We start from the raw sequence: 19,502 nt of genomic DNA on the forward strand, positions 1-19,502 counted from the left end.
ATGATGTGATAATCCGGGTACTTTTCGCAGAAGTACGGTACAAAGTTGGATCCGATGAATCCGGCTCCGCCGGTGACAAGAATGGATATCATAGTGTCTTCCTGAAGGTTTTGTGTAACTGAAGGTCATGAATGCGGTGTTGGCATACGGAAGGGAACATGACTGTTCAGGCCTGTTCGTCCTGCATTTTCCTCACGCATCTGCGAAGTCCGTCCCTCCAGTGGGGGATGGAAAGTCCGAAATCGCGTTTGATTTTCCCCTTATTGAGCACACTGTAGGCCGGACGCACGGCGCGGGTGGGGTAGTCCGTGCTTTCGATGGGGAGCACGGTACAGGCAAGGTTCGACTTCTCCATGATGTCCACGGCAAAATCATACCAGCTCGCCACACCCTCGTTGCTGAAGTGATACACTTCCTTCATGCCGGGCCTGATCTGCGGCAGCATGGCCACGATGGCCGCGGCAAGATCCGCCGCATAGGTCGGCGTGCCCGCCTGATCGAACACCACATTCAGGCTCTCGCGTTCCGCGCCCAGGCGGAGCATGGTCTTCACGAAATTTGCCCCGAAGGAGGAATAAAGCCAGGCCGTGCGGATGACGACGGCGCTTTCCGCCTCCCTGAGCACGGCGTTTTCTCCGGCAAGCTTGGTTCTGCCGTACACGGAAACAGGGTTCGGCGCATCCTCTTCCTTATAGGGGCGGCAGGAGGCGCCGTCGAACACATAATCCGTGGAAATCTGCACGATGCGGCGGCCGTAGCGCGCAAGGTACAGGGGGCCGAGCGTGTTCACCTTCTCCGCCGCCTCTGCGTCGTCCTCGGCCTTGTCCACCGCCGTGTAGGCCGCGCAGTTGATGACGAAATCGAAGCGGTGCACGGCAAAAAAGGCCTTCACCGCCTCTTCATCCGCAATGTCGAGTTCCCCGTGCCCGACATACACAGCCTCTTCGCCCAGAAGAAGTTTCAGCTCGCTTCCGAGCTGACCGTTTGCACCGGTGACTAGAAGCATGTTTCAAACTCCGAAAAGTACGGGTGCTGCCTGTCCTTTTCCGAAGTGAGGGCCTTCGTCATGTCGATGCGCCAGTCGATGGCAAGGGTCGGGTCGTCGAAGCGGATGCCGCCTTCGGATTCCTTGCAATAGAGGTTGTCGCACTTGTAGGCGAACACCGCCGTTTCGCTCAGCACGGAAAAGCCGTGGGCAAAGCCGCGCGGAATAAGCATCATGAGCTTATTTTCGCCTGAAAGCTCCACAGCCACATGCCGCCCGTAGGTGGGAGAGGCGCGGCGAAGGTCCACGGCCACATCGAGCACCACCCCTTCCAGCACGCGCACCAGCTTGGCCTGGGCGTGTTCGCCCTTCTGAAAATGCAGACCACGCACCGTACCGTAGGAGGACTTTGACTGATTGTCCTGCACGAAGTCGTAGAAAAGCCCGGCCGCCTCAAAGGCCGCCTTGCTGTAGCTTTCAAAAAAATAACCGCGCGCGTCTTCAAAAACGTGAGGTTCAAGAATATAAAGTCCGTCAAGTCCTGTCCGTAAGACTTTCATAACCACCTCAGAAACGGAACTCCCGACCGAACACACTGAGTTTGCGTTTGGTGAGATTCAGATAAAACACATGATTGACGACGTTGAGCACCCTGCGGCGCAGCCTGTGCCAGCGGTTGCGCAGACTGTCGGGATGCCTGCGCCGAAGCATGGCAAGAAAGCCGTGCTCCCGGCAGTACATTTTTTCCCGGTCGTATATCTGCCGGCATATCTTTCTGCGGGTTTCCTCCGTCGCATAGGTCTTAATGGTGTTACCGTCGTGCCATCGGTAGCGGAACAGTATTCTGGGGAGATAGGTCATGCCGCCGAGTTTGGCGAGTTGAAGGTTCATGTACCAGTCTTCCACAAGTACCGTTGTATCGTACCCCCCGGTGGCACGCAGGGCGTCCGTCCGCATCAGATAGCCATTGGGGATATAGTTGCCTTCCAGAAGAGTTGCATAACTGCCGAAGTCATCCCTCCTGCGGCCGGGTACGTTCAACCCGTAAAAATCCCCGAAGGTCTTGAAGGGGGCTTCGTCCAGAGGGACGCTTTTCTGTTCGGCATCCCAGCCTGTACGGCGGGATGCATCGTCCATGATGGCGGAGTCGCCCACGGCCAGGACATGGCCGGAGCGGGACTCCAGCACCTCCACAAGTTGCCGTATCGCGTCGGGTTCGGCCGCGTCGTCCGAAGCGATGAGATAGATATACTTCCCGCGCGCCATGCTTATACCCATATTGCACGAGGTCGCGGCATTCCCCTTTTCCTTGGAAAACATCACGGTGCGAACGAAACGCTCCTCGCATTGAGCTCGAAGGCTTTCCGCTACCTGAAGTGTCCCGTCCGGCGAAGCGTCGTCAATAACCAGCAGTTCCATGGGGGAATAGCTCTGGTTAATGATGGACTCCATGCACTCCCGGATGAAACGTTCATGTCGCCAGGAAGGAATGATGACGGAAACCAGAGGATTTGCCATGACGCTTCTCCTCTCTTAGCCCTGCCAGCCGTTCACCGTATCCACCACAAAGTTCACTTCATCATCGGTCATGACCGGAGACATGGGCAGAGAAATGATCTCGCGGTGAATTCTCTCCGTAATGGGGAAGGACAGATCCTTCCATTCCTCATAGGCAAGCTGCTTATGCGGCGGCGTAGGATAGTGAATGATGGTCTGGATGCCGTTATCGGAAAGATAGCCCTGGAACTTATCGCGCTCCTGCGTACGCACGGTGAACACATGCCACACCGCGGCTTCCTCATCATAGGTCTGCGGCAGGGTGATGAGAGGATTGGTGATGTTTGCGCGGTAATATGCGGCGATTTCCCGGCGGCGGGCGTTGTCGGCGTCGAGATGCTTCAGCTTCACGTCCAGCACGGCGGCCTGGATCTCGTCAAGGCGCGAGTTCGTGCCTTTGTAGATATGATGGTACTTGCGGTCGGAACCGTAGTTGGCAATGGCCTTTATTTTTTCAAAAAGCTCCCTGTCGTTGGTGGTGATACCGCCGCCGTCGCCCATGCAGCCGAGGTTCTTGCCCGGGTAGAAGGAAAACGCGCCCGCGTCGCTCAGATTGCCCACCTTTCTGCCCTGATACAGGGCGCCGTGCGCCTGGGCGCAGTCTTCAAACACCTTGAGATGATACTTTTCCGCCAGAGCCCATATCTTTTCCATGCGCACGGCCTGACCGTAGAGATGCACCACCATGATGGCGCGGGTGCGCGGCGTGATGGCCTCCTCCACCCTGTCGGGGTCGATGTTGCAGGTATCCAGCGTGGGTTCCACCAGCACGGGCGTGCAGCCGTTTTCGGAAATGGCCAGAATGGTGGCGATGTAGGTGTTGGCGGGCACGATGATTTCATCGCCCGGCCCGAAGCCGTGCGCCTTGATGATGAGATTGAGCGCGTCCAGCCCGTTGGCCACGCCGAGGGCGTACTTCGTGCCGCAGTATTCGGCAAAGTGCCTGCAGAACTGTTCGTTCTGTTCGCCCTGAAGGTACCAGCCCTTGTCGAGAATGGTCCTGATGCGTTCGTCTATTTCAGCACGGAAACGATTGTTCACTTTGGCAAGATCGAGAAAAGATACAAACATAGGTTATCCTACCTGCTTAATAAGCAATTTTTTCAAATGAGAGGTTAAAAATTTTTCCACAACAAAATATGAAGCAATTGAAAATAGTAAATTAACTATAAAAAACAATATTGTATTATTTATATAAAGAGAATTATATTTTTCTATTAACACTTTAGAAACACGTAATGCTAATCCTTGGTACATGTAAAATGAAAATGTCAAATTAGATATTATATTAATTATATTAATAATATATGAATTTGTATTTGATTTAACCTTAAATATGGATAGTGCATAAATAATAAAACATAATATTGGCACCACAACGAATGAATACAATGTATACTTGTTTGAAAAATATACACCATATATAAATTTATTATTATATAGAATATATATAATAATAAAAATAAAAAATGATAGACCTATTATAGAAAATGAAACATACTTATTAATAGCATTCTTTAAGCAATATTCCGCCATAAGCATTCCTGCAATAAATGGTAAGCATCTATACAATGGATTAATATATAAGCTAAAAGTATTTATTTTACTTTGTACAACTATCAAATTTAGTATAAAAATTAATAAACTTATTATAAAAATATAAAATATTATATGTTTGCTATTTTTTATAAAAACACATAAGAAAGGAAAAGCAATATAAAGAAATACAATGCATGAAATAAACCACGTTCCACCGTTTCCCATCTTATTAAAAAATTGAATAAAAAATCCTTGAATTGTAAATATTTGTGTTATAAAAATAGAAAAATCAAAATAATTATCATATATTATTATTATAATAGTATATATTATATATTGCGGATATATACGAAGTAATCTCTTTTTGTAAAAATTAAAAAGATCTTTTTTAGAGTTAAAAGTTGAAGAGTATCCATATATTATAAACAATATAAAACCAGATAAAATAAAAAATGCATCCATATAAATAGCGCCAGTCAAAATATTTGCCGACACTAAAGAATCTACGGGAGATGGAAGCGGTAATATCTTATGAATGCCTGCATGAAATAAAAAAACCGAAGCACATATAATAATTCGAAAAATATCTAAAGCAAAAAAACGAGTCATGTATATTTACTCCAGCAATGATGTATCATCTCTGGCCATAGTAGGCATTCTTGCCGTGCTTTCGCAGGTAATGCTTATCCATCATATGCTGCGGAAAAACCGGTATGCTGTCGCTGAGCTGCAGGGTGAAAAAAGCAAGCTCCGCCAGTTTTTCCAGCACTGTCGCATGATACGCCGCCTTTTCAGGAGTGCTTCCCCACGAAAACGGCCCGTGAAAACTAGCCAGAACGCCCGGCACTTCCAGAGGGGAACGCCCGCTTATTCCTTCAACAATGCTCCGCCCCGTATTCTTTTCATACTCACCGGCCGTTTCTTCCGGCGTCAGCACCCGGCAACACGGAATATCACCGTAAAAATAATCCGCATGAGTAGTACCTAAGGCGGGAATACTGCGCTGAGCCTGGGCAAAGGCCGTGGCATAGGTGGAGTGCGTATGCGCCACCCCTCCAAGCTCGGGAAAGGCCTTGTAAAGCTCAAGATGCGTCGGCGTATCGGAAGACGGGCGGAGATTTCCCTCCACGACATGGCCTTCAAGATCCACCACTACCATATCCTCAGGCTTCATGACATCGTAGGCAACGCCGCTCGGTTTGATGACCACAAGGCCGCTTTCCCTGTCATATCCACTGACGTTACCCCAGGTGTAGATGACGAGACCGTTATGAACCAGCTCAAGATTGGCCGCATGAACGCGTTTTTTAAGCTCGGACAACATGTTGATCTTCCAATCTGCTTTTATAGAAACAATAAGTGCGAAGAAGCCCTTCCCGCAGGGAAAAACAAGACTTCCATCCTAACTCCAGCAGTTTGTCGGCGGAAAGTACCGCATGGGATATTCTGGAATATCCCTGTTTTTCTACGGAGTCGGGAAGCTGGAACCGAAGGGATACCCCCGCGATGTCCGCCAGAGTTTCCGCATATTCACGAATGGAGACGACGCAGTCCGGACACGCCACATTGTAGGCTTCGCCGCTCTTTCCCAAAACAAGGATGGAGAGCAGCGCCGTCACGGCATCCCCCACATAGCAGTAGGAACGCCGTTGCAGCCCTTCACTTTTCATGACAATGTCCTCTCCGGCTGCGGCATTTCTGAGAAACTGCGCATCAGCACGGGAGTTGGCTGAAGTGATGGTGGGACCGAACACATAACAAAGTCGGGCCACCACGCTATCGACGCCGAACTCGCTTCCGTAGCTGCTGCAAAGTGTTTCCCCCGCTCTCTTGCTGCAGGGATAACAGGAACGCGGATCCATAGGATCGACATAGCCGGACATATGCTCCTGCTTGCAGGAAACCCCTTCCAGCTCTCCATAGACTTCACCTGTGGACAGATACAACAGGCGGCCATGCCCACAGCGCCGCACCGCTTCCAGCAAATTCCTTGTTCCAAGAATATTGGAAAGCATGGTCTCCACAGGCATGACGGAGAAAGAACGCGGATCAGCCGGGCTCGCGGCATGAATAATGAAATCCGCGTCTATCCCATCCCGGAATGGTTCAGTAACGTCGTGGATACATACCGCAAGACCGTTGCCGTCCATATACTGTCCGAAAAGCTCCCTGGCCTTGCATTCCGACCGGCACAGAGCCGTCACGGAAACACAGGTATGGAACCGTTCATTCAGATACATAAGAACATGAATCAGATAGGAGCCGATCAGTCCCGTCGCACCTGTAACCAGAATTCGCCTGTTCCTGATCGCCTCCAGCACCGCCGGCTGAAGCGGCAGCATGGCCAGCTCGCTTTTCAACCAGTCTTCCCTCATGACGTCATGCCCTTTTCTCGACGCGAAGATAATTCTTGAAAATATCCAGATCCTCCGGCGTCGTCAGTTTGATATTCCGTTCGGAACCGGTGGAAAAATAAACCCTCTCCCCCACTTCCGTCATAAGCGTACAGCTCGCCACGGAGTTGGTGATCCCCATCTCGCGGGCTCTCGCATGAACCTTCAGAATGTGGCCGAGCCGGAAGCCCTGGGGCGTCTGTGTACGCTTGAGATGATCTCGCGGATATGCGGCAATGGAGCTGGCGGAATCATCGGTCAGGAGCATTGCTTCCTGGCAGGGAATCACGGTGATGGCATTGCCGTGTTTCACTGTCTGAGCGATACAGTCGGAAATAATGTCCTGTGAAACCATGGGACGGATGGCATCATGAATAAGGACAATATCATTCTCGTCATAATGCTTCTGCAGTTCCACAAGGCCGTTTCTGATGGATTCCTGACCTACGCTTCCCCCCGGAACCACATGGCGCAGCTTGGTTATTCCATACTGCTGCGCGTAATTCATGAGGATATCAGCCCAGCCGTCTATGCAGACAACAGCGATAACATCAATGGACGGATGACGCTGGAACACTTCGAGCGTATAAGCTATCACCGGCTTATCGTTGACCATGATAAACTGCTTGGGAATAATATTTCCCATGCGGACGCCTTTGCCACCAGCAATGATAAGAGCGATGTTCATGCTTTTCCTACTTGGTGAGATAGTCAACTATCGCATTATAAATATTTTCCGATGCCAATTTATTACCAGAAGGACGAATATACATATCTACAAATTTTTCACGTTTTTCTTTATATATGTCTTTTTCTCCAATAACAACTTCTTCAATAAACTTCACAATTTCTTCTTTCACATCTGATTCTGTCTTATAAATAACTTCAAAATTAAGTTTTCCAAAATTATTAAGCATAAGTCTTGAAGAGCCACCAACCGTAAAAAGAGAAGGTTTTTTGGTCGCAGTATACTCTGCCAAAAAAGAGCTTCCATCAAAGATCATGGCATCTGAACCAAGGAACAAATCGATAAATTCTCCCTGTTCCAGCTGCGTGTTTTCTCTGCTTCTCCATTGCTCATAGTATCTGTCTGCTATGACCTTCCCCCAGCGTACATCAAGTTTGGCCTTAAGCATGGGGTGAGGTTTAAAGGCAAACTGAACCCGGTCGGAATAGGTGTCGGCAATTTCCAGCATAAAGGAATGCAGTTCAAAAAATGCATTGAACTGATAAAGATTTTTGGGGAAATTATCCGAATGATGCGGCGCCCAGATAATACGTTTCTTGCGTGTATCCTGCGCCTTCCAAACATCGGCAGGCCGATAATCTTCATCAAAAAAGGGATCCAGCTTCGGAGAACCGGTAACAATAACATTGGCGCCCTTATTATCCATCCAGAGCCTGTCTTCCTCCAAATGAAGTTTTGTAGGCTCAAAGTATCCAACAACGGTATTGTTTATTTCAAAATTCTTCGCCTCCTTATGAGCAACAGTAGAAAAGGCATACTCACAAAGAAAGTTCAGCTTATTTTTAAATTTTTTAATATAAAAATTCTCATGAAAATGAGGCTTCCAGTACATATTATATATTAATATATCAGGATTAACTTGTTTTTTTAAGTCAATAAAAGTATCTGTATATTTATCATAACCCTTTATTACATTATACCCTTTGGATTTAAGTCTTTCATATGTCTGCTCGACAAAAGAAATCATTGCTTCTTTTCCCTGAGACATAAAAGGAGCAACAACAATAACTGTATTAAACATACTATTTGATTCAAATAATTTATAAAGATAATCAAAAGCCCAACAGCTTATTCTATCAGAAAAAATACATACATTAATTTTTCCTTTATCTCTAAGCTTCTTTTTTGCAAAAAAAAGATTGAATGGCCTTCTTATATAAGAAGATATAATATTTAATGTATTATTTTTATACCAATATTTAAGAAAATGATTTTTTATTTTTTCAAAATATACGATATTATAATATGTTTTATTAGGTTTACGCCTCACACTAAAAAGTGGTAAAAATGAAAGATAGTAAAAATCAAGATTATTATTAATTGTTCTCTTATAGAACTGAAGAGGTATTCCTAAAAATTTTATTTTTTTACATTTTATATGGTTACTTTTATATGCATTTTTTCTCTCTTCTTGTTTCGCTTTTTTCTGATGAGTGTTCTGTTCATCGGAAAAAATTGTCAGAGTCCCTTCATGACCACTTTCCCCATGCAGGGAACAAGAAAGAAAGTCCTCCAGTCGTTCCAGAACATGCTTGAATCTGAAGCTGCTCTCGATGGCTTCATGAGCAGCACCCACAATATCCGCACGAAGATATTCGGAAGACAGTATCCGTTTGCACTGCTCTCTGGCTTCGTAAGAAGTTGTAAAGGTAGGAATATTGACCTTGGGGAAAAGTATTTTCAGATCTTCTTTAAACTCGGATACAAGACAGGCGTTTGACGCCATAATGTCACATACGCGCCATGAAAAACCAGACATAGCCTGAATATGGTTTGTATTAAATCCTATATAAAAATTGTTATAAAGATCCTGATTATATTTTAATGAATATCCTACTGTATTATTATAGGAAAGTGCAACTTCAGGAAAATATTTCATAACTTCATCAACATCAAAATATTTTCCTCTGATTTCAAGTCCAAGATCCGCAATTGCAGAAAGTGCCTGAAGTCTTTTCAAGCCGCTCACTTCAAATGCAAGACGATTTATATCATTACATGAAATTTGATTTTGATAATATTCATCTTTTTTAGTATACAAATACTCAAGTGTCACATAAGGATATTTTTCAAACTCCTTTAATACTTCAGCCGCAACAAGACGTTCTTCATTTGTCGGATTATTATGCAGAAGCTTGACAGCACTTGGTACGCCTTTCCATGCAAAATTTGTACCCACAAATATAATATTCTTTGAGGGAAGAATATCACTTGAACTTCTGATTTCTGTAAATGGTGGTATATAACAAATATTATGCTTTGAAATATTTAAAATATTTTCTATCTGCTCAACACCTGAGTTCTGAATAGTAACAAATTTAAATCTATCATTATTTCTGATAATATAATCTTTATGACAAAAAGTATTAACAGAATCAACGTCATAAATAACTATTGGACATTCAACAATATCAGCTATATTCCAAAAGCTGTTATTGAAAAATATACATAAATCAGGGTTAAAATCTGTTATTCTATTTTTATATTCTTCAGGAATACTTTCCGCAAACTTCCTTGTAAATGTCTTATGAAAAAAACATAAAACATCATTACCAGCACTTTTCAATCCATTAACAAAGGATTCATAAAATGGTGGCATGATATTGAAATCTTTATCATCACGGGCAAAATTAAAAAACGAAACTAATATTCTGGCCATACTACATCTCGATAAGTTCAATGATAAAAAGATTGCGGAGCATCAAAAAACAGATACGCTTCTTGAAATATGTGGACAGCATCGGCTGGCGCAACAACTTCGAAGAATTATTCAAAAAAATCGATAATGCAGCATCAAAGTTCTTCACCTGATAGCCGAAATGATAGAGCTTTCCGCCCTGGGCAAGAATGGGAGAAAGCGTTTCCGAGCCGGGCAGGTTGACCAGCAGTTCAAGGCGAGGCTGATTTTTGGCCACAAGAAACTGACCGCCTATGCCCTGATGTTCGTCTTCAAAAAAAGCGTCTTCTTTTTTGTAGCCCAGCATACGGAAGGCACTCAGCTCACGGGCCATGCTCTTTGTAGCGACGCCTATATGATGGAAGGAGAATTCTCCTACGGCCATTTTCATATTGCGTTCGAAAATACGCTGTGCCTTGGACTGAAGCGTTTCCTGAATCGTGTCGTAATAATACTGTCTGTCGACATAATGCTTCACGGCATCATATTTCCTGCCGTCGATGGTAAAGCAATCTCTGATGATACCACCGTTCTTCTGACCGATGGACTCATGAAACGATACGACAGCGGTATTGAGGCACAGTGTCCGGCAGTACAGCTCTTCAAGCCCGAGGTGCTCGAACGCCGCCTGATAAATGAGATCCACACTCTCCACGGCGGCAAAGGAAGACTTGCGGATGACCCACCGGCCCCATTCCGCAACGCCGTCCTTTATGTCATAGATGCCGATGAGCCCTTCCGGTTCACCGGTGATGAGGTTTTCCACGACGAAATAATAATCGTCTTCCCTCTCCATATTTGCTTCCAGCCACTCCACCTGCCGGGAAACATCGGAAGATATCCTGTGGATAAACCTGTTGCGTTCGGCATCTTCAAGGCGAGTATCGATAATAAACTGAGCGTCCCCTACGGTAACAGGACGCAGCCTGTAGGCATAACCGGAAACAAATATTTTCTTTTTCATTACTTTTCCAATAATTCCATGATGTCATCAATGGTATTGAGCTTTGCCACTTCTTCAGGATCGAGCATGACATCAAACTGCTCTTCAAGCGTAAATACGATCTCAACGCGCTTCAAAGAATCCCAGAGGCCGGTAACAGAGGCATGAGCCTTGAGATAATCGACATCTTTTCCAAGAATATCGGAAAGAAGGCCGTACACCTGTTCGCTTTTATTCATTGCTTTCTCCTTCATGAATAATGTTTACAAGATCGCTCTGCGGACGTGGCTCAAACACCGCCGGCACGGCATAGCCGCTGAGATACTGCTGATAGAACATCTCGGCAGGACGGTTTCTTTCGCCCCTGACAAAGTTCACCCGGAGCTTGTTTACGGAAAGTTTTTTCAGGCCGTCGCTTATGGCCTCAAAAATAATGATGTCGTCAATGCCCCGGCCCAGAGCTCGGCAGGAAATATACATTTCATCAAGAACGGCAGTATCACCTTCACGCACGAGAACCAGCGCCCCTATCATGCCGCTGTCGGAAAGCTTGTCCCGCAGATGCAACGACACAATGACGCTGTTCCGCCCCGCGATGAGCGCTTCCACCTGCGCAAGCGTGTAGCGGCGATAGGTAAAAATGAACTGATTGGTCTTATTGGAAAGTTCCGCGATACGCGCTTTGCCTGCCTCATCGTCCAGCAGAATACGAAGTTCCATTCCCAGATTTCTGAGATATTCCTCGTGGGAAAGATTCTCCTGAAGTTTTCTGCGCTGCTCGTTGGCCTGAACGTCGGACTGGCGAAGTGTATCCTCCCTGTTCTGAAAAACCTTGAGCAGTCCGGGAAAACACGAAAGGGCGCGGAGCGTCGCAGAGGCGTCGTCCTGTGCATGAAGCAGATGTATGTCGGGAATACGAGAGGACACCTCGGAAAGCTCACCCATGTTGTCATCGATGAACAGTATGGAATCAGTGCCGATATTCAGCCTTGCTGCAATATCGAGAATACTTTTCGACTTGGCCTGCCACGACGCAATGATGAACGTCAACGCGGACTTTTGCAGAGGAAAATCGGAACGCAGATCAAACATCTTTTCCACGTCCGACTGGTCGTTTTTCGACACGACGCAGATAAAAAATCCCTGAGCGGCAAGTTCTGTCAGTTTCTTCTGCAATGCCGCATGGGCAGAGGTGAGTTCTATGCCCTCAATACCGTCTTCACCAAGCACACCCTTATAAAGCGTATTATCCAGATCGACGACTATCGCCTTGAGGGCGGGTCGGAAAAGCGCCGGAAGATACTTTGTTCCCAGCTCCCTGGCTGCGGCAAGACAGGCCTTGTTGCTGAGCTTTGTCCCGGTAAGCCCCTCCCGTTTTAAATCAAAAAAACCCTCCCCGATCTCCTGTTCAAGAGAATCCAGATCAAAGCTGAATATGTCTTTTCCCAGAGAGATACGCCTGCCGGTCGTGACCACCAGAACCGGCTTGCTGGTCCTGTTTTTTATGTCCTTGACCCGATCTGCAACAAATGATTCCACATCGTCCACAGCATAACGGCTCAAGTCCATCCAGAGCAGGACGGCGTCTTCAGTATCGGAAAAATCAAAAAAGGAAAAAGAATCGTCATAATCACTGTAATGAAATTCAATGTTCATACCTGCATATTTCAAATACGCATGTATGACGCTTGATACCAGTTCAAAGGAATGATTTCTGAACACCTTTATGGAATATATCTGATTACAGTCATTCTCTATTTTAATAAGCTCAGAACGAAAAGGAACATGATCAAAAAGATATTTTTGCAGATCAATATATTTCATATCCATGACAAATTCTCCTGTTTAAACACCTGGTAATCCCGGATATAGTCTTCTTCCCGGTAATGCTCGCTGGCAAAGACCATAAGCACGCAATCGGGAGAAAAATCGTGCATTTCCCGCCAGATAAGCCCTTCGAGCAGCAGCCCCCTGCTGGGGGAATCGAGAAGGAACCTTTCCTTCGTCGCACCGAATTCGCACGATACCGTCACGGAACCGGAAACGGCGATGAGCATCTGCTTCAGATGCTTGTGCGCATGAAAACCGCGCGGCATGTCGCTGCGCGTACCGTAGATGTAATAGACACGGCGCACCTCGAAGGGGATGTCGCCTCCGCACTCAAGCGCGATGAGGGATCCGCGGCTGTCACCGTGTACGGGAAACTGAACGATTTCTGCCCTGGGCTTCATATCCTGACCTCATTACAAGAGTTCATGACTTTCCTCGAACACTTTGATGCAGTACTCGCGGTACGCGCCCTTTTTCATGGAGTTGATGAGACGTTCCATACCCGCGTCGTCGATGAAGCCCTTGCGGTAGGCGATTTCCTCCACGCAGGCGATCTTGAGGCCCTGGCGCTTTTCAATGACCTGCATGAAGTGCGTGGCGTCGGCCAGAGAATCGGGCGTGCCCGCGTCCAGCCACACGATGCCGCGGCCCATGGGCACCACGCTCATGCGGCCTTCCTTCAGGTACAGGTTGTTCAGGTCGGTGATTTCCAGCTCCCCGCGCGCCGAAGGCTCAAGGGTCGCCGCCTTGGCGCACACGTCCCCGGGGTAGAAGTAAAGGCCCACGGAGGCATAGTTCGACTTGGGATTCGCCGGCTTTTCCTCAATGCTCAGGGCGCGGCGGTTCTCGTCGAACTCCACCACGCCGAAGCGTTCGGGGTCGGAAACATGGTAGGCGAAAATGGTGGCCCGCACGCCCGTGTTCTGCTTCACCGCACGGCGGTACACCTTCATCTGATCGCCCATGTAGAAGATGTTGTCGCCGAGAATGAGGCATACGTCGTCATCGCCCACGAAGTCCGCCCCCAGGGTGAAGGCCTGCGCTATGCCCTTGGGTTCCGGCTGCACCTTGTAGGAAAGCTTGAGCCCGAGCTGTGATCCGTCGCCTAAAAGCGCCTCGATGTTCGGCGTGTCCTGCGGGGTGGAGATGATGAGTATCTCCCGGATGTCGAAGAGCATGAGCGTGGAGAGCGGGTAATAGATCATGGGCTTGTCATAAACGGGCAGAAGCTGCTTGGAGGTGATCCTTGTAAGCGGATAGAGCCTTGTGCCGCTGCCCCCTGCGAGAAGTATGCCTTTCATGACGTTCCTTTATTTACCGTTGAATGATTTTCCACCTGAGCGAAAACATGCCCCATGCCTCCGGCCGAAAAACTGCGGACGGCAGAGCCTGCCGGATATTCCGGCGGAAACATGTCGCCTCTCTTCCGGCAGCCCCCTTCCCCACCGGAAGCAGGCAGGAACAGGCCTTCCACGGGTGGCGCCGGTGTTTTTACTGTCAGTCGCATTAATTGCTTAAAAACTCCAAAAACTCAAGCGCTTTCTCTTCTCGTCATCCACGCTGTTTTCCCTGCTTTCCCTTCCGGGACATTGCATGTTATCCTGTTGTAATATTATAATATATATTAAACTTCGGCAGATATTTCCCTTTTTCTTTTCCACATGCCGCACCCGCGCGGCAGGTCTTTTCTCCATAAAAAGACCGCGGCTTTCTCTACTGACGCATTTCCGGTAAAAAAGCACGTTCCGGCAGAAAAAAAACAGACGCCCTCCTCTCCGGAGCAGCGTTCCATGCCCTCCCTCAGGTTTCCGGGCATGAAAAAAGGCCCCTTCCCGAAGGAAAAGGCCCTGAAGGGCATGGCCGCGGCATGAACCTAGCCCAGATACGTCACCCTTACCATGCCGGAGGAACCGGCAGAGCCGTTGGCTCCCGCGCCGACGGATGTGATTTTATTGGCGGCGCCGCCGCCCTGTCCGCCCGCGCCGCCCCAGCGGCCCCCCTGTCCGCCCGCGCCGCCTGCGCCGCCGGAAACGGTTTCCCCCATCCCGCTTCCCCATTTCGACACGCCGCCGGAGCCGTTGCCGCCGTTGACGGAACCGCCGCCGCCTGCGCCGCCGGAGCCGCCGTAATGATTGCTCTGCGTGGTTCCTCCGCCCTTTCCCCCTGTGCCGCCGCCTCTGCCTCCCGCCGCAGAGGCGGAAACATTTCCGCCAAGGGTGGTTGTGCCGCCGGTCCCGGAATTGGCCGCCCCTGCACGCCCTATGGAAAAAGAAACCGTCTGCCCTGCGGAAAGATACTGTTCTCTGGACGTGAAATACCCACCTCCCCCACCTCCGCCTCCTCCGCCGCCTGCGGTAATGAATCCCCAGTCGATGGACTTGTAGAAGCCGTCTCCGCCCTTGCCGCCTCCGCCGCCTCCGCCGTACACCGTGAAACGGTAGGTGCCGTTGTGCGGCGCGGTGAAGGTGGTGTTGGAGGTATAATCCCCCCCGGCATAGCAGCTCTGGGTATTGCAGGACTGCGAAAGCGCGCCTTTGGACACGCCCGCAGCCGTACAGAAGGAATCCGGCACCGTCACCCCGTCGGAACGCCGGCAGGTGGCCGTGCGCGTCTGCGTGCCCGAACCGCAGTTCTTGGAGCAGGCGCTCCAGCCCGAATAGGCATAGCTGTAGGTATAGGCCTTTTTCCACACGCCCGACACCTTCACAAAGGTGTTCAGTGCCGTTTTCCATGTGCCGGAAACCTTCACATAGGCATGATGCTGCGCCTTCCAGCTTCCGCTTACCCTTGCAGATACCGGCATGTCACACCTCCAGCGTCCGGCGCGACAGCGTGCAGTATTCGTGCGCCTCGTTCTGCACGGCAAGGCACTCATCCTTCGTCGTCGCGGCCTTCACCCGGGAAAGGTAGCCCCACTGAGCGCCGTTCACGGCCGCCATGGCCGCAAGAAAGGCCGCATGATTGGCAAGAATGTCCTCGCAGAGCGTTTTCTTGTCCGGCTTTCCCTCATCGGTGCGCGCGGCAAGGAAGGCGTCGACGTAGGGGGTCTGCGCGCTCTCGTCCGCAAGGCAGGCGCGCGCCTCCATGACCTGCCACGTCCAGGTTTCCGTCTCATAACTCGGGGTGAAGTAGCCGTCCTGACTGGCGGCGTGGCGCAGCAGCTCGAAATCCACGCGAAGCGAAGAGGCCGCGTCCATTTTCGCCCGGGCAAGAGAGCGCGGATCCTTCCATGTTCCGGCGGCCATGTCCCAGATATGGTACATGCTCGGCCTGTCGGGCACCATTTGAGCCTTTTCCGCCTCCGTAAAGCCGAGAACGCACTGGGCGCACACGTTTTCCGGCCAGTCGCGCACCGTGCCGTCGTCGAGAACCGTCATGGCAAGGCGTTCCCAGGCCTCGCCCGTCCATTTGCTTGCCGGATGATCCGGCTCCTCGTTCACACGGAAGGCGTACCCCGCCGCCTCGGCCGCGCTCCTTGCCATGCGCCCTTCATACAGGCCCGATTCCGCGTCATAGGCGTGCACGGGAAAGTCGTTTTCCTGCCAGAAGCGGTCGCAGAGAGCGCGCACCGCCGCCATTTCCGATGAGGAAAGGTTCCTCCGCACCCCGCTCTCCTCCACCAGAAAGGCGTTGCCCGCCTCCGGCTCATAGTAGAGCGAGGCAAAGGCAAAGGGCAGGGAAAAGGGTTCGTCCGTCATGAGGCGGTAGCCGTGGGAAACAATGCGCCCTTCCGCCCCGTTCCAGGTGAGAAGATATTCCGTGGTATCGGCCATGCTTTCTCCTTACGCAATGTACTGAATCCATACGTCGCCGTCCGACCCGCCGGAAGGCGCGGCCGTGGAAACCGTGTGCCCCTGCACCTTCGCCCAGCTTGCCGTGCTGCCGTCGGTGGTGAGGAACATGCCCCTCTTCCCGCTCTGCGAAGGAAGCGATTCGCGCGCGTCCACATCGTCGGCGTAGCTTTTCACGTCGGCCATGAGCTGACGGATGGCGTTGTTGATGCCCGAAGGCGGACAGCCCTCGGCAATGTTGATGCCCGATATCTGCGTGTTCTGATCCGGGCTTGTGCTGTAGTTCGATACGGCCATGGAAACACTCCTTTTTAGGCAGAGCATGGCACGGCAACCATGCGCGGCACAGGGGCCGGCGCTCCGGCAGGGAACAGGCCTTCCCCGGAAAGCCCGCTTCCGGCGTCAGGCCCTGCCGCAGAAAAAGGCCCCGGTTTTCCGGGGCCTTTTCCGATTCCGCCGGGCACGGATGTTGTGCCCGGCGCTTTCTGTCATGCGGTTCTTTTTCCCTCAGCTCCAGCGAAGGCCGCCGTAGCGCTTCAGCAGGTCGTTGTCGGCCAGAAGCGCCCGCGCGCGGCCCGTACTGCCGGCCGATGCCGGTGCGGCGTCTGCAGCCGGAACCTGCTGCACGCCGCCTTCCGCTTCTTCCCGCAGGGCAAGGGCCTCAGGCTCCGCACGCAGGGCCGGAACAGCGGAGGCGGGAGCGTTTTCGGCGCGGGGCCGCCGGAAGAAAAAGAACCCGTTGCCACGGTCCGGATCTTCCTCAGGATTGATGGGTATGGGGGGCTTCTTCTCCGGATCGGCGGATTCGTTCCCGTTCTGTGCGGAAGTTTTTGCCCTGTTCTTCCCGGCCTGCTTTTCGGCCCGTGCCCTTTCCCTTGCCTGCGCCCGGGCCCGCTTTTCGGCCTTCTCCGCGGCCCTTTCCTCAGCCCGTGCGGCGTCCCGCGCCGCCCGCTCCGCACGCCGCGCCCTGTCTTCCTGCACGTCTTCGGCGTGGCGACGCATGTCGTCGAGGTGCTTCTGATACTCGAATCTGTAGCGGTCCACGGCAAGCTGATTGCGCAGATCGTTGAAACGGCGCTTTCTCTCCGTCTCTTCCTGCGCCAGGGCAAATTCCTGCTCGTAGCGCTCCTGCGCCCTCCGCCCTTCCTCCATGCTGCCGAGAGCCATGAGCACGTCGGCCCCGGCGCGGCCCGCCAGGTTGCCGAGGCTCCTTCTCCCGTCGTTATTGGCCAGTATGGAAAGCCCGGCAACAAGCGCCGACGAGGCGGGATCGGCCTTTATGGCGTTCCAGGCCGCATTTCTGTCCCCTGCCTTCCTCTGCTCTCCGGCAAAGGGGGATGTGTCTGCATCAAACATGTCTGCTCCTTATGTGATATCGGCCCGTATGGCTTTCATGGCGCACCGGCTCCCGGAACGGCCCCCTGCCGCAGAAGAAACCGGCGCCGCCCCTGATGGCGATGCCGGGCCTGCCGCAGGGGAGGCCTTCCGGGAAATCCCAGGCCCCGGAAAGACCTGCTCCACGTTCAGAACAGGCCGAGCAGGCCGCCCGCAAGGGCCCCTATGCCCGCGCCCACAGGGCCGCCCAGGGCGGAGCCTGAGGCAATGCCGTAGCCCAGTCCTCCGCCGGTAAGGGCGCCGCCCAGCACGTTGCCCAGCGTGCTGCCGCTCCCCTGCTGCCCCGTGCTCGTGGTGGTGCCGCCGTAACTGCCCTGAATGAGGTTGTTGTAGTTCTGCAGCGCCTGAAGCGCCTGATTCTGCGTGTAGTTGTAGCGGTCGATGTCGGCGTTGATCTTCTGCTGGTTGTAGTCGTCCAGCGCGGCCCCGGCCTCGCCCAGCGCCGCTGCATCGGTATAGGCCTGATTGGCCAGGTTCTGCCCCGTCTGCGCGGCCACCACCTGCTGACCGATGCCCGTATTGTACAGCTGGCCCGCCTGCGCCGCGGCATCGGCCCGCTTGTCCCACAGGCTGGAATACATGTCGCCTGCAAGATTGTTCGCCGCATCGGCCGAGGCCGCCTCGTGCGCGCCGGAGCCGTAGCGCCCCGCACGGTTGAAGTTCCCCTCAAGGCTTGCCTGCACCTGGGAATTGGCGCGGTTGAACAGCTCGTCCGTATAGGGATTGTCTTCCTGCGAAAGCTCATTGAGCGCATTCAGGCCCTGATTGCCCGCAAGCGCCTGCCCGGTGGTGATGCCGTTCATGGCTTCCGAGGCGTTGTCGATGAGGGAACTGCCGTTCTGCGCCCTGTCCGCCTGCATCTGCAAAGCGTTCTGCGTCCACTGCGACTGATCGGCCACGGTCTGCCCCGGATAGTAGTCCGGAGCCATGCCGCCGTTCTCATAGAGCTTTTTCGCCTCTTCAAACACATCCTTCAGATAGGGCTGCTGCCCTTCCCACGGGTCGGCCTTCTGCACCGTGGTGGTGCTGCCGCCCCCTTTTCCTCCACCCATGATTCCTCCTTGTTGCCGGTTCGTTCCGCGGCCCGCCTAGAGCGCCGCGTATTCTGCGGGCACGGTGTCGCGCGTGTACAGGGTGAGCAGCGCGTCGGCATTGTGCCCTGTGGCAAAGTTGAACACCGCGCCGGGCAGAACGGCGATGTCCATGGCCCCCACCTTGCGGATGAAGCCTGTGGCCGCACGGTTGTACAAAGGCGTGACCCCGTAGCAGCGGTCCAGCAGGTAGCGCCCCTCCTCATCGCGGGCATGGAGCACCGAGGCAAGGGCGTACCGGCCGAAGCCCTGCGTCACGCTCATGCGGCCCGCCGTGCGCCTTGCGCCCTGGGGCAGGGTGGCAAAGTGACATTTCGCCGTCGTTCCTTCCTGATCGGTGAGCCAGAACAGCCCGCACGCCTCGCCCCGGAACAGGATGATCCACGGGTGCACGTTCTCCGAACGCACGAAGGCGGCAAAGGCGCGCTCATCCATGGGCGGCACGTTGTAAAAGGTGGCCGTGTCGCGCCCCGCTTCCTTCAGCCTGCGCCAGAAGCACATGAAATCCCTGTCCGAAAGGTCGGTTCTGTAGATCCGGGAAAATTCGCCCATC

General features: G+C 51.8%; 20 protein-coding genes. All 20 read right to left on the reverse strand.

Going from position 1 to position 19,502, the window contains the following annotated elements:
• Positions 1 to 166 precede the first annotated feature (166 nt).
• Positions 167 to 1,006 carry a dTDP-4-dehydrorhamnose reductase gene (rfbD, locus tag Q0K07_RS07925; protein ID WP_294558302.1) on the reverse strand — a complete coding sequence of 280 codons (840 nt, stop codon included), beginning with the start codon at positions 1,004 to 1,006 and terminating at the stop codon, positions 167 to 169.
• Positions 997 to 1,545 carry a dTDP-4-dehydrorhamnose 3,5-epimerase gene (rfbC, locus tag Q0K07_RS07930; RefSeq protein WP_294558303.1) on the reverse strand — a complete coding sequence of 183 codons (549 nt, stop codon included), beginning with the start codon at positions 1,543 to 1,545 and terminating at the stop codon, positions 997 to 999. Before rfbC ends, rfbD begins: the two co-directional genes overlap by 10 nt.
• A gap of 7 nt (positions 1,546 to 1,552) precedes the next feature.
• The gene (locus tag Q0K07_RS07935; RefSeq protein WP_294558305.1) at positions 1,553 to 2,503 is read right to left on the reverse strand and encodes a glycosyltransferase family 2 protein; all 951 of its coding nucleotides are present in this window, start codon (positions 2,501 to 2,503) and stop codon (positions 1,553 to 1,555) included.
• 15 nt (positions 2,504 to 2,518) lie between these two features.
• Positions 2,519 to 3,613 carry a DegT/DnrJ/EryC1/StrS aminotransferase family protein gene (locus tag Q0K07_RS07940; RefSeq protein WP_294558307.1) on the reverse strand — a complete coding sequence of 365 codons (1,095 nt, stop codon included), beginning with the start codon at positions 3,611 to 3,613 and terminating at the stop codon, positions 2,519 to 2,521.
• A 3-nt stretch (positions 3,614 to 3,616) separates the two neighbouring features.
• Positions 3,617 to 4,690, reverse strand: a complete 1,074-nt coding sequence (locus Q0K07_RS07945; protein ID WP_294558309.1) for an acyltransferase family protein — start codon at positions 4,688 to 4,690, stop codon at positions 3,617 to 3,619.
• Positions 4,691 to 4,715: 25 nt separating this feature from the next.
• Positions 4,716 to 5,405: an L-ribulose-5-phosphate 4-epimerase gene (locus tag Q0K07_RS07950; RefSeq protein ID WP_294558311.1), complete on the reverse strand. Its 690-nt coding sequence runs from the start codon at positions 5,403 to 5,405 to the stop codon at positions 4,716 to 4,718.
• Positions 5,389 to 6,456: an NAD(P)-dependent oxidoreductase gene (locus Q0K07_RS07955; RefSeq protein WP_294558313.1), complete on the reverse strand. Its 1,068-nt coding sequence runs from the start codon at positions 6,454 to 6,456 to the stop codon at positions 5,389 to 5,391. Before Q0K07_RS07955 ends, Q0K07_RS07950 begins: the two co-directional genes overlap by 17 nt.
• Positions 6,457 to 6,460: 4 nt before the next feature.
• On the reverse strand, positions 6,461 to 7,162 hold the full coding sequence (locus tag Q0K07_RS07960; RefSeq protein ID WP_294558314.1) for a 2-C-methyl-D-erythritol 4-phosphate cytidylyltransferase: 702 nt from the start codon (positions 7,160 to 7,162) through the stop codon (positions 6,461 to 6,463).
• Positions 7,163 to 7,169: 7 nt separating this feature from the next.
• Positions 7,170 to 9,881: a CDP-glycerol glycerophosphotransferase family protein gene (locus Q0K07_RS07965; protein ID WP_294558315.1), complete on the reverse strand. Its 2,712-nt coding sequence runs from the start codon at positions 9,879 to 9,881 to the stop codon at positions 7,170 to 7,172.
• Between the two features lies 1 nt (position 9,882).
• The gene (locus Q0K07_RS07970) at positions 9,883 to 10,863 is read right to left on the reverse strand and encodes a GNAT family N-acetyltransferase (RefSeq protein WP_294558316.1); all 981 of its coding nucleotides are present in this window, start codon (positions 10,861 to 10,863) and stop codon (positions 9,883 to 9,885) included.
• Complete coding sequence (locus Q0K07_RS07975) at positions 10,863 to 11,081, reverse strand: acyl carrier protein (protein WP_294558317.1); 219 nt, start codon at positions 11,079 to 11,081, stop codon at positions 10,863 to 10,865. The genes Q0K07_RS07970 and Q0K07_RS07975 overlap by 1 nt, the downstream gene beginning before the upstream one ends.
• On the reverse strand, positions 11,074 to 12,672 hold the full coding sequence (locus tag Q0K07_RS07980; protein ID WP_294558318.1) for an HAD-IIIC family phosphatase: 1,599 nt from the start codon (positions 12,670 to 12,672) through the stop codon (positions 11,074 to 11,076). The genes Q0K07_RS07975 and Q0K07_RS07980 overlap by 8 nt, the downstream gene beginning before the upstream one ends.
• Positions 12,663 to 13,073: an FdtA/QdtA family cupin domain-containing protein gene (locus Q0K07_RS07985; RefSeq protein WP_294558319.1), complete on the reverse strand. Its 411-nt coding sequence runs from the start codon at positions 13,071 to 13,073 to the stop codon at positions 12,663 to 12,665. Before Q0K07_RS07985 ends, Q0K07_RS07980 begins: the two co-directional genes overlap by 10 nt.
• A gap of 12 nt (positions 13,074 to 13,085) precedes the next feature.
• A complete protein-coding gene (gene rfbA, locus Q0K07_RS07990; protein ID WP_294558320.1) occupies positions 13,086 to 13,973 on the reverse strand; it encodes a glucose-1-phosphate thymidylyltransferase RfbA in 888 nt (295 codons plus the stop codon).
• A 572-nt stretch (positions 13,974 to 14,545) separates the two neighbouring features.
• The gene (locus Q0K07_RS07995; RefSeq protein WP_294558322.1) at positions 14,546 to 15,475 is read right to left on the reverse strand and encodes a thrombospondin type-1 domain-containing protein; all 930 of its coding nucleotides are present in this window, start codon (positions 15,473 to 15,475) and stop codon (positions 14,546 to 14,548) included.
• A gap of 1 nt (position 15,476) precedes the next feature.
• Positions 15,477 to 16,445 carry a hypothetical protein gene (locus Q0K07_RS08000; RefSeq protein ID WP_294558323.1) on the reverse strand — a complete coding sequence of 323 codons (969 nt, stop codon included), beginning with the start codon at positions 16,443 to 16,445 and terminating at the stop codon, positions 15,477 to 15,479.
• A 9-nt stretch (positions 16,446 to 16,454) separates the two neighbouring features.
• Positions 16,455 to 16,760, reverse strand: a complete 306-nt coding sequence (locus tag Q0K07_RS08005) for a hypothetical protein (RefSeq protein WP_294558324.1) — start codon at positions 16,758 to 16,760, stop codon at positions 16,455 to 16,457.
• A 210-nt stretch (positions 16,761 to 16,970) separates the two neighbouring features.
• Complete coding sequence (locus Q0K07_RS08010) at positions 16,971 to 17,819, reverse strand: hypothetical protein (RefSeq protein ID WP_294558325.1); 849 nt, start codon at positions 17,817 to 17,819, stop codon at positions 16,971 to 16,973.
• Positions 17,820 to 17,986: 167 nt separating this feature from the next.
• Positions 17,987 to 18,910 carry a hypothetical protein gene (locus tag Q0K07_RS08015; protein WP_294558326.1) on the reverse strand — a complete coding sequence of 308 codons (924 nt, stop codon included), beginning with the start codon at positions 18,908 to 18,910 and terminating at the stop codon, positions 17,987 to 17,989.
• Between the two features lie 36 nt (positions 18,911 to 18,946).
• Positions 18,947 to 19,501, reverse strand: a complete 555-nt coding sequence (locus Q0K07_RS08020) for a hypothetical protein (protein ID WP_294558328.1) — start codon at positions 19,499 to 19,501, stop codon at positions 18,947 to 18,949.
• Position 19,502: the final 1 nt, after the last annotated feature.

The sequence above is a fragment of the uncultured Mailhella sp. genome, from assembly GCF_944324615.1.
In the GTDB taxonomy this organism is placed as follows: domain Bacteria; phylum Desulfobacterota; class Desulfovibrionia; order Desulfovibrionales; family Desulfovibrionaceae; genus Mailhella.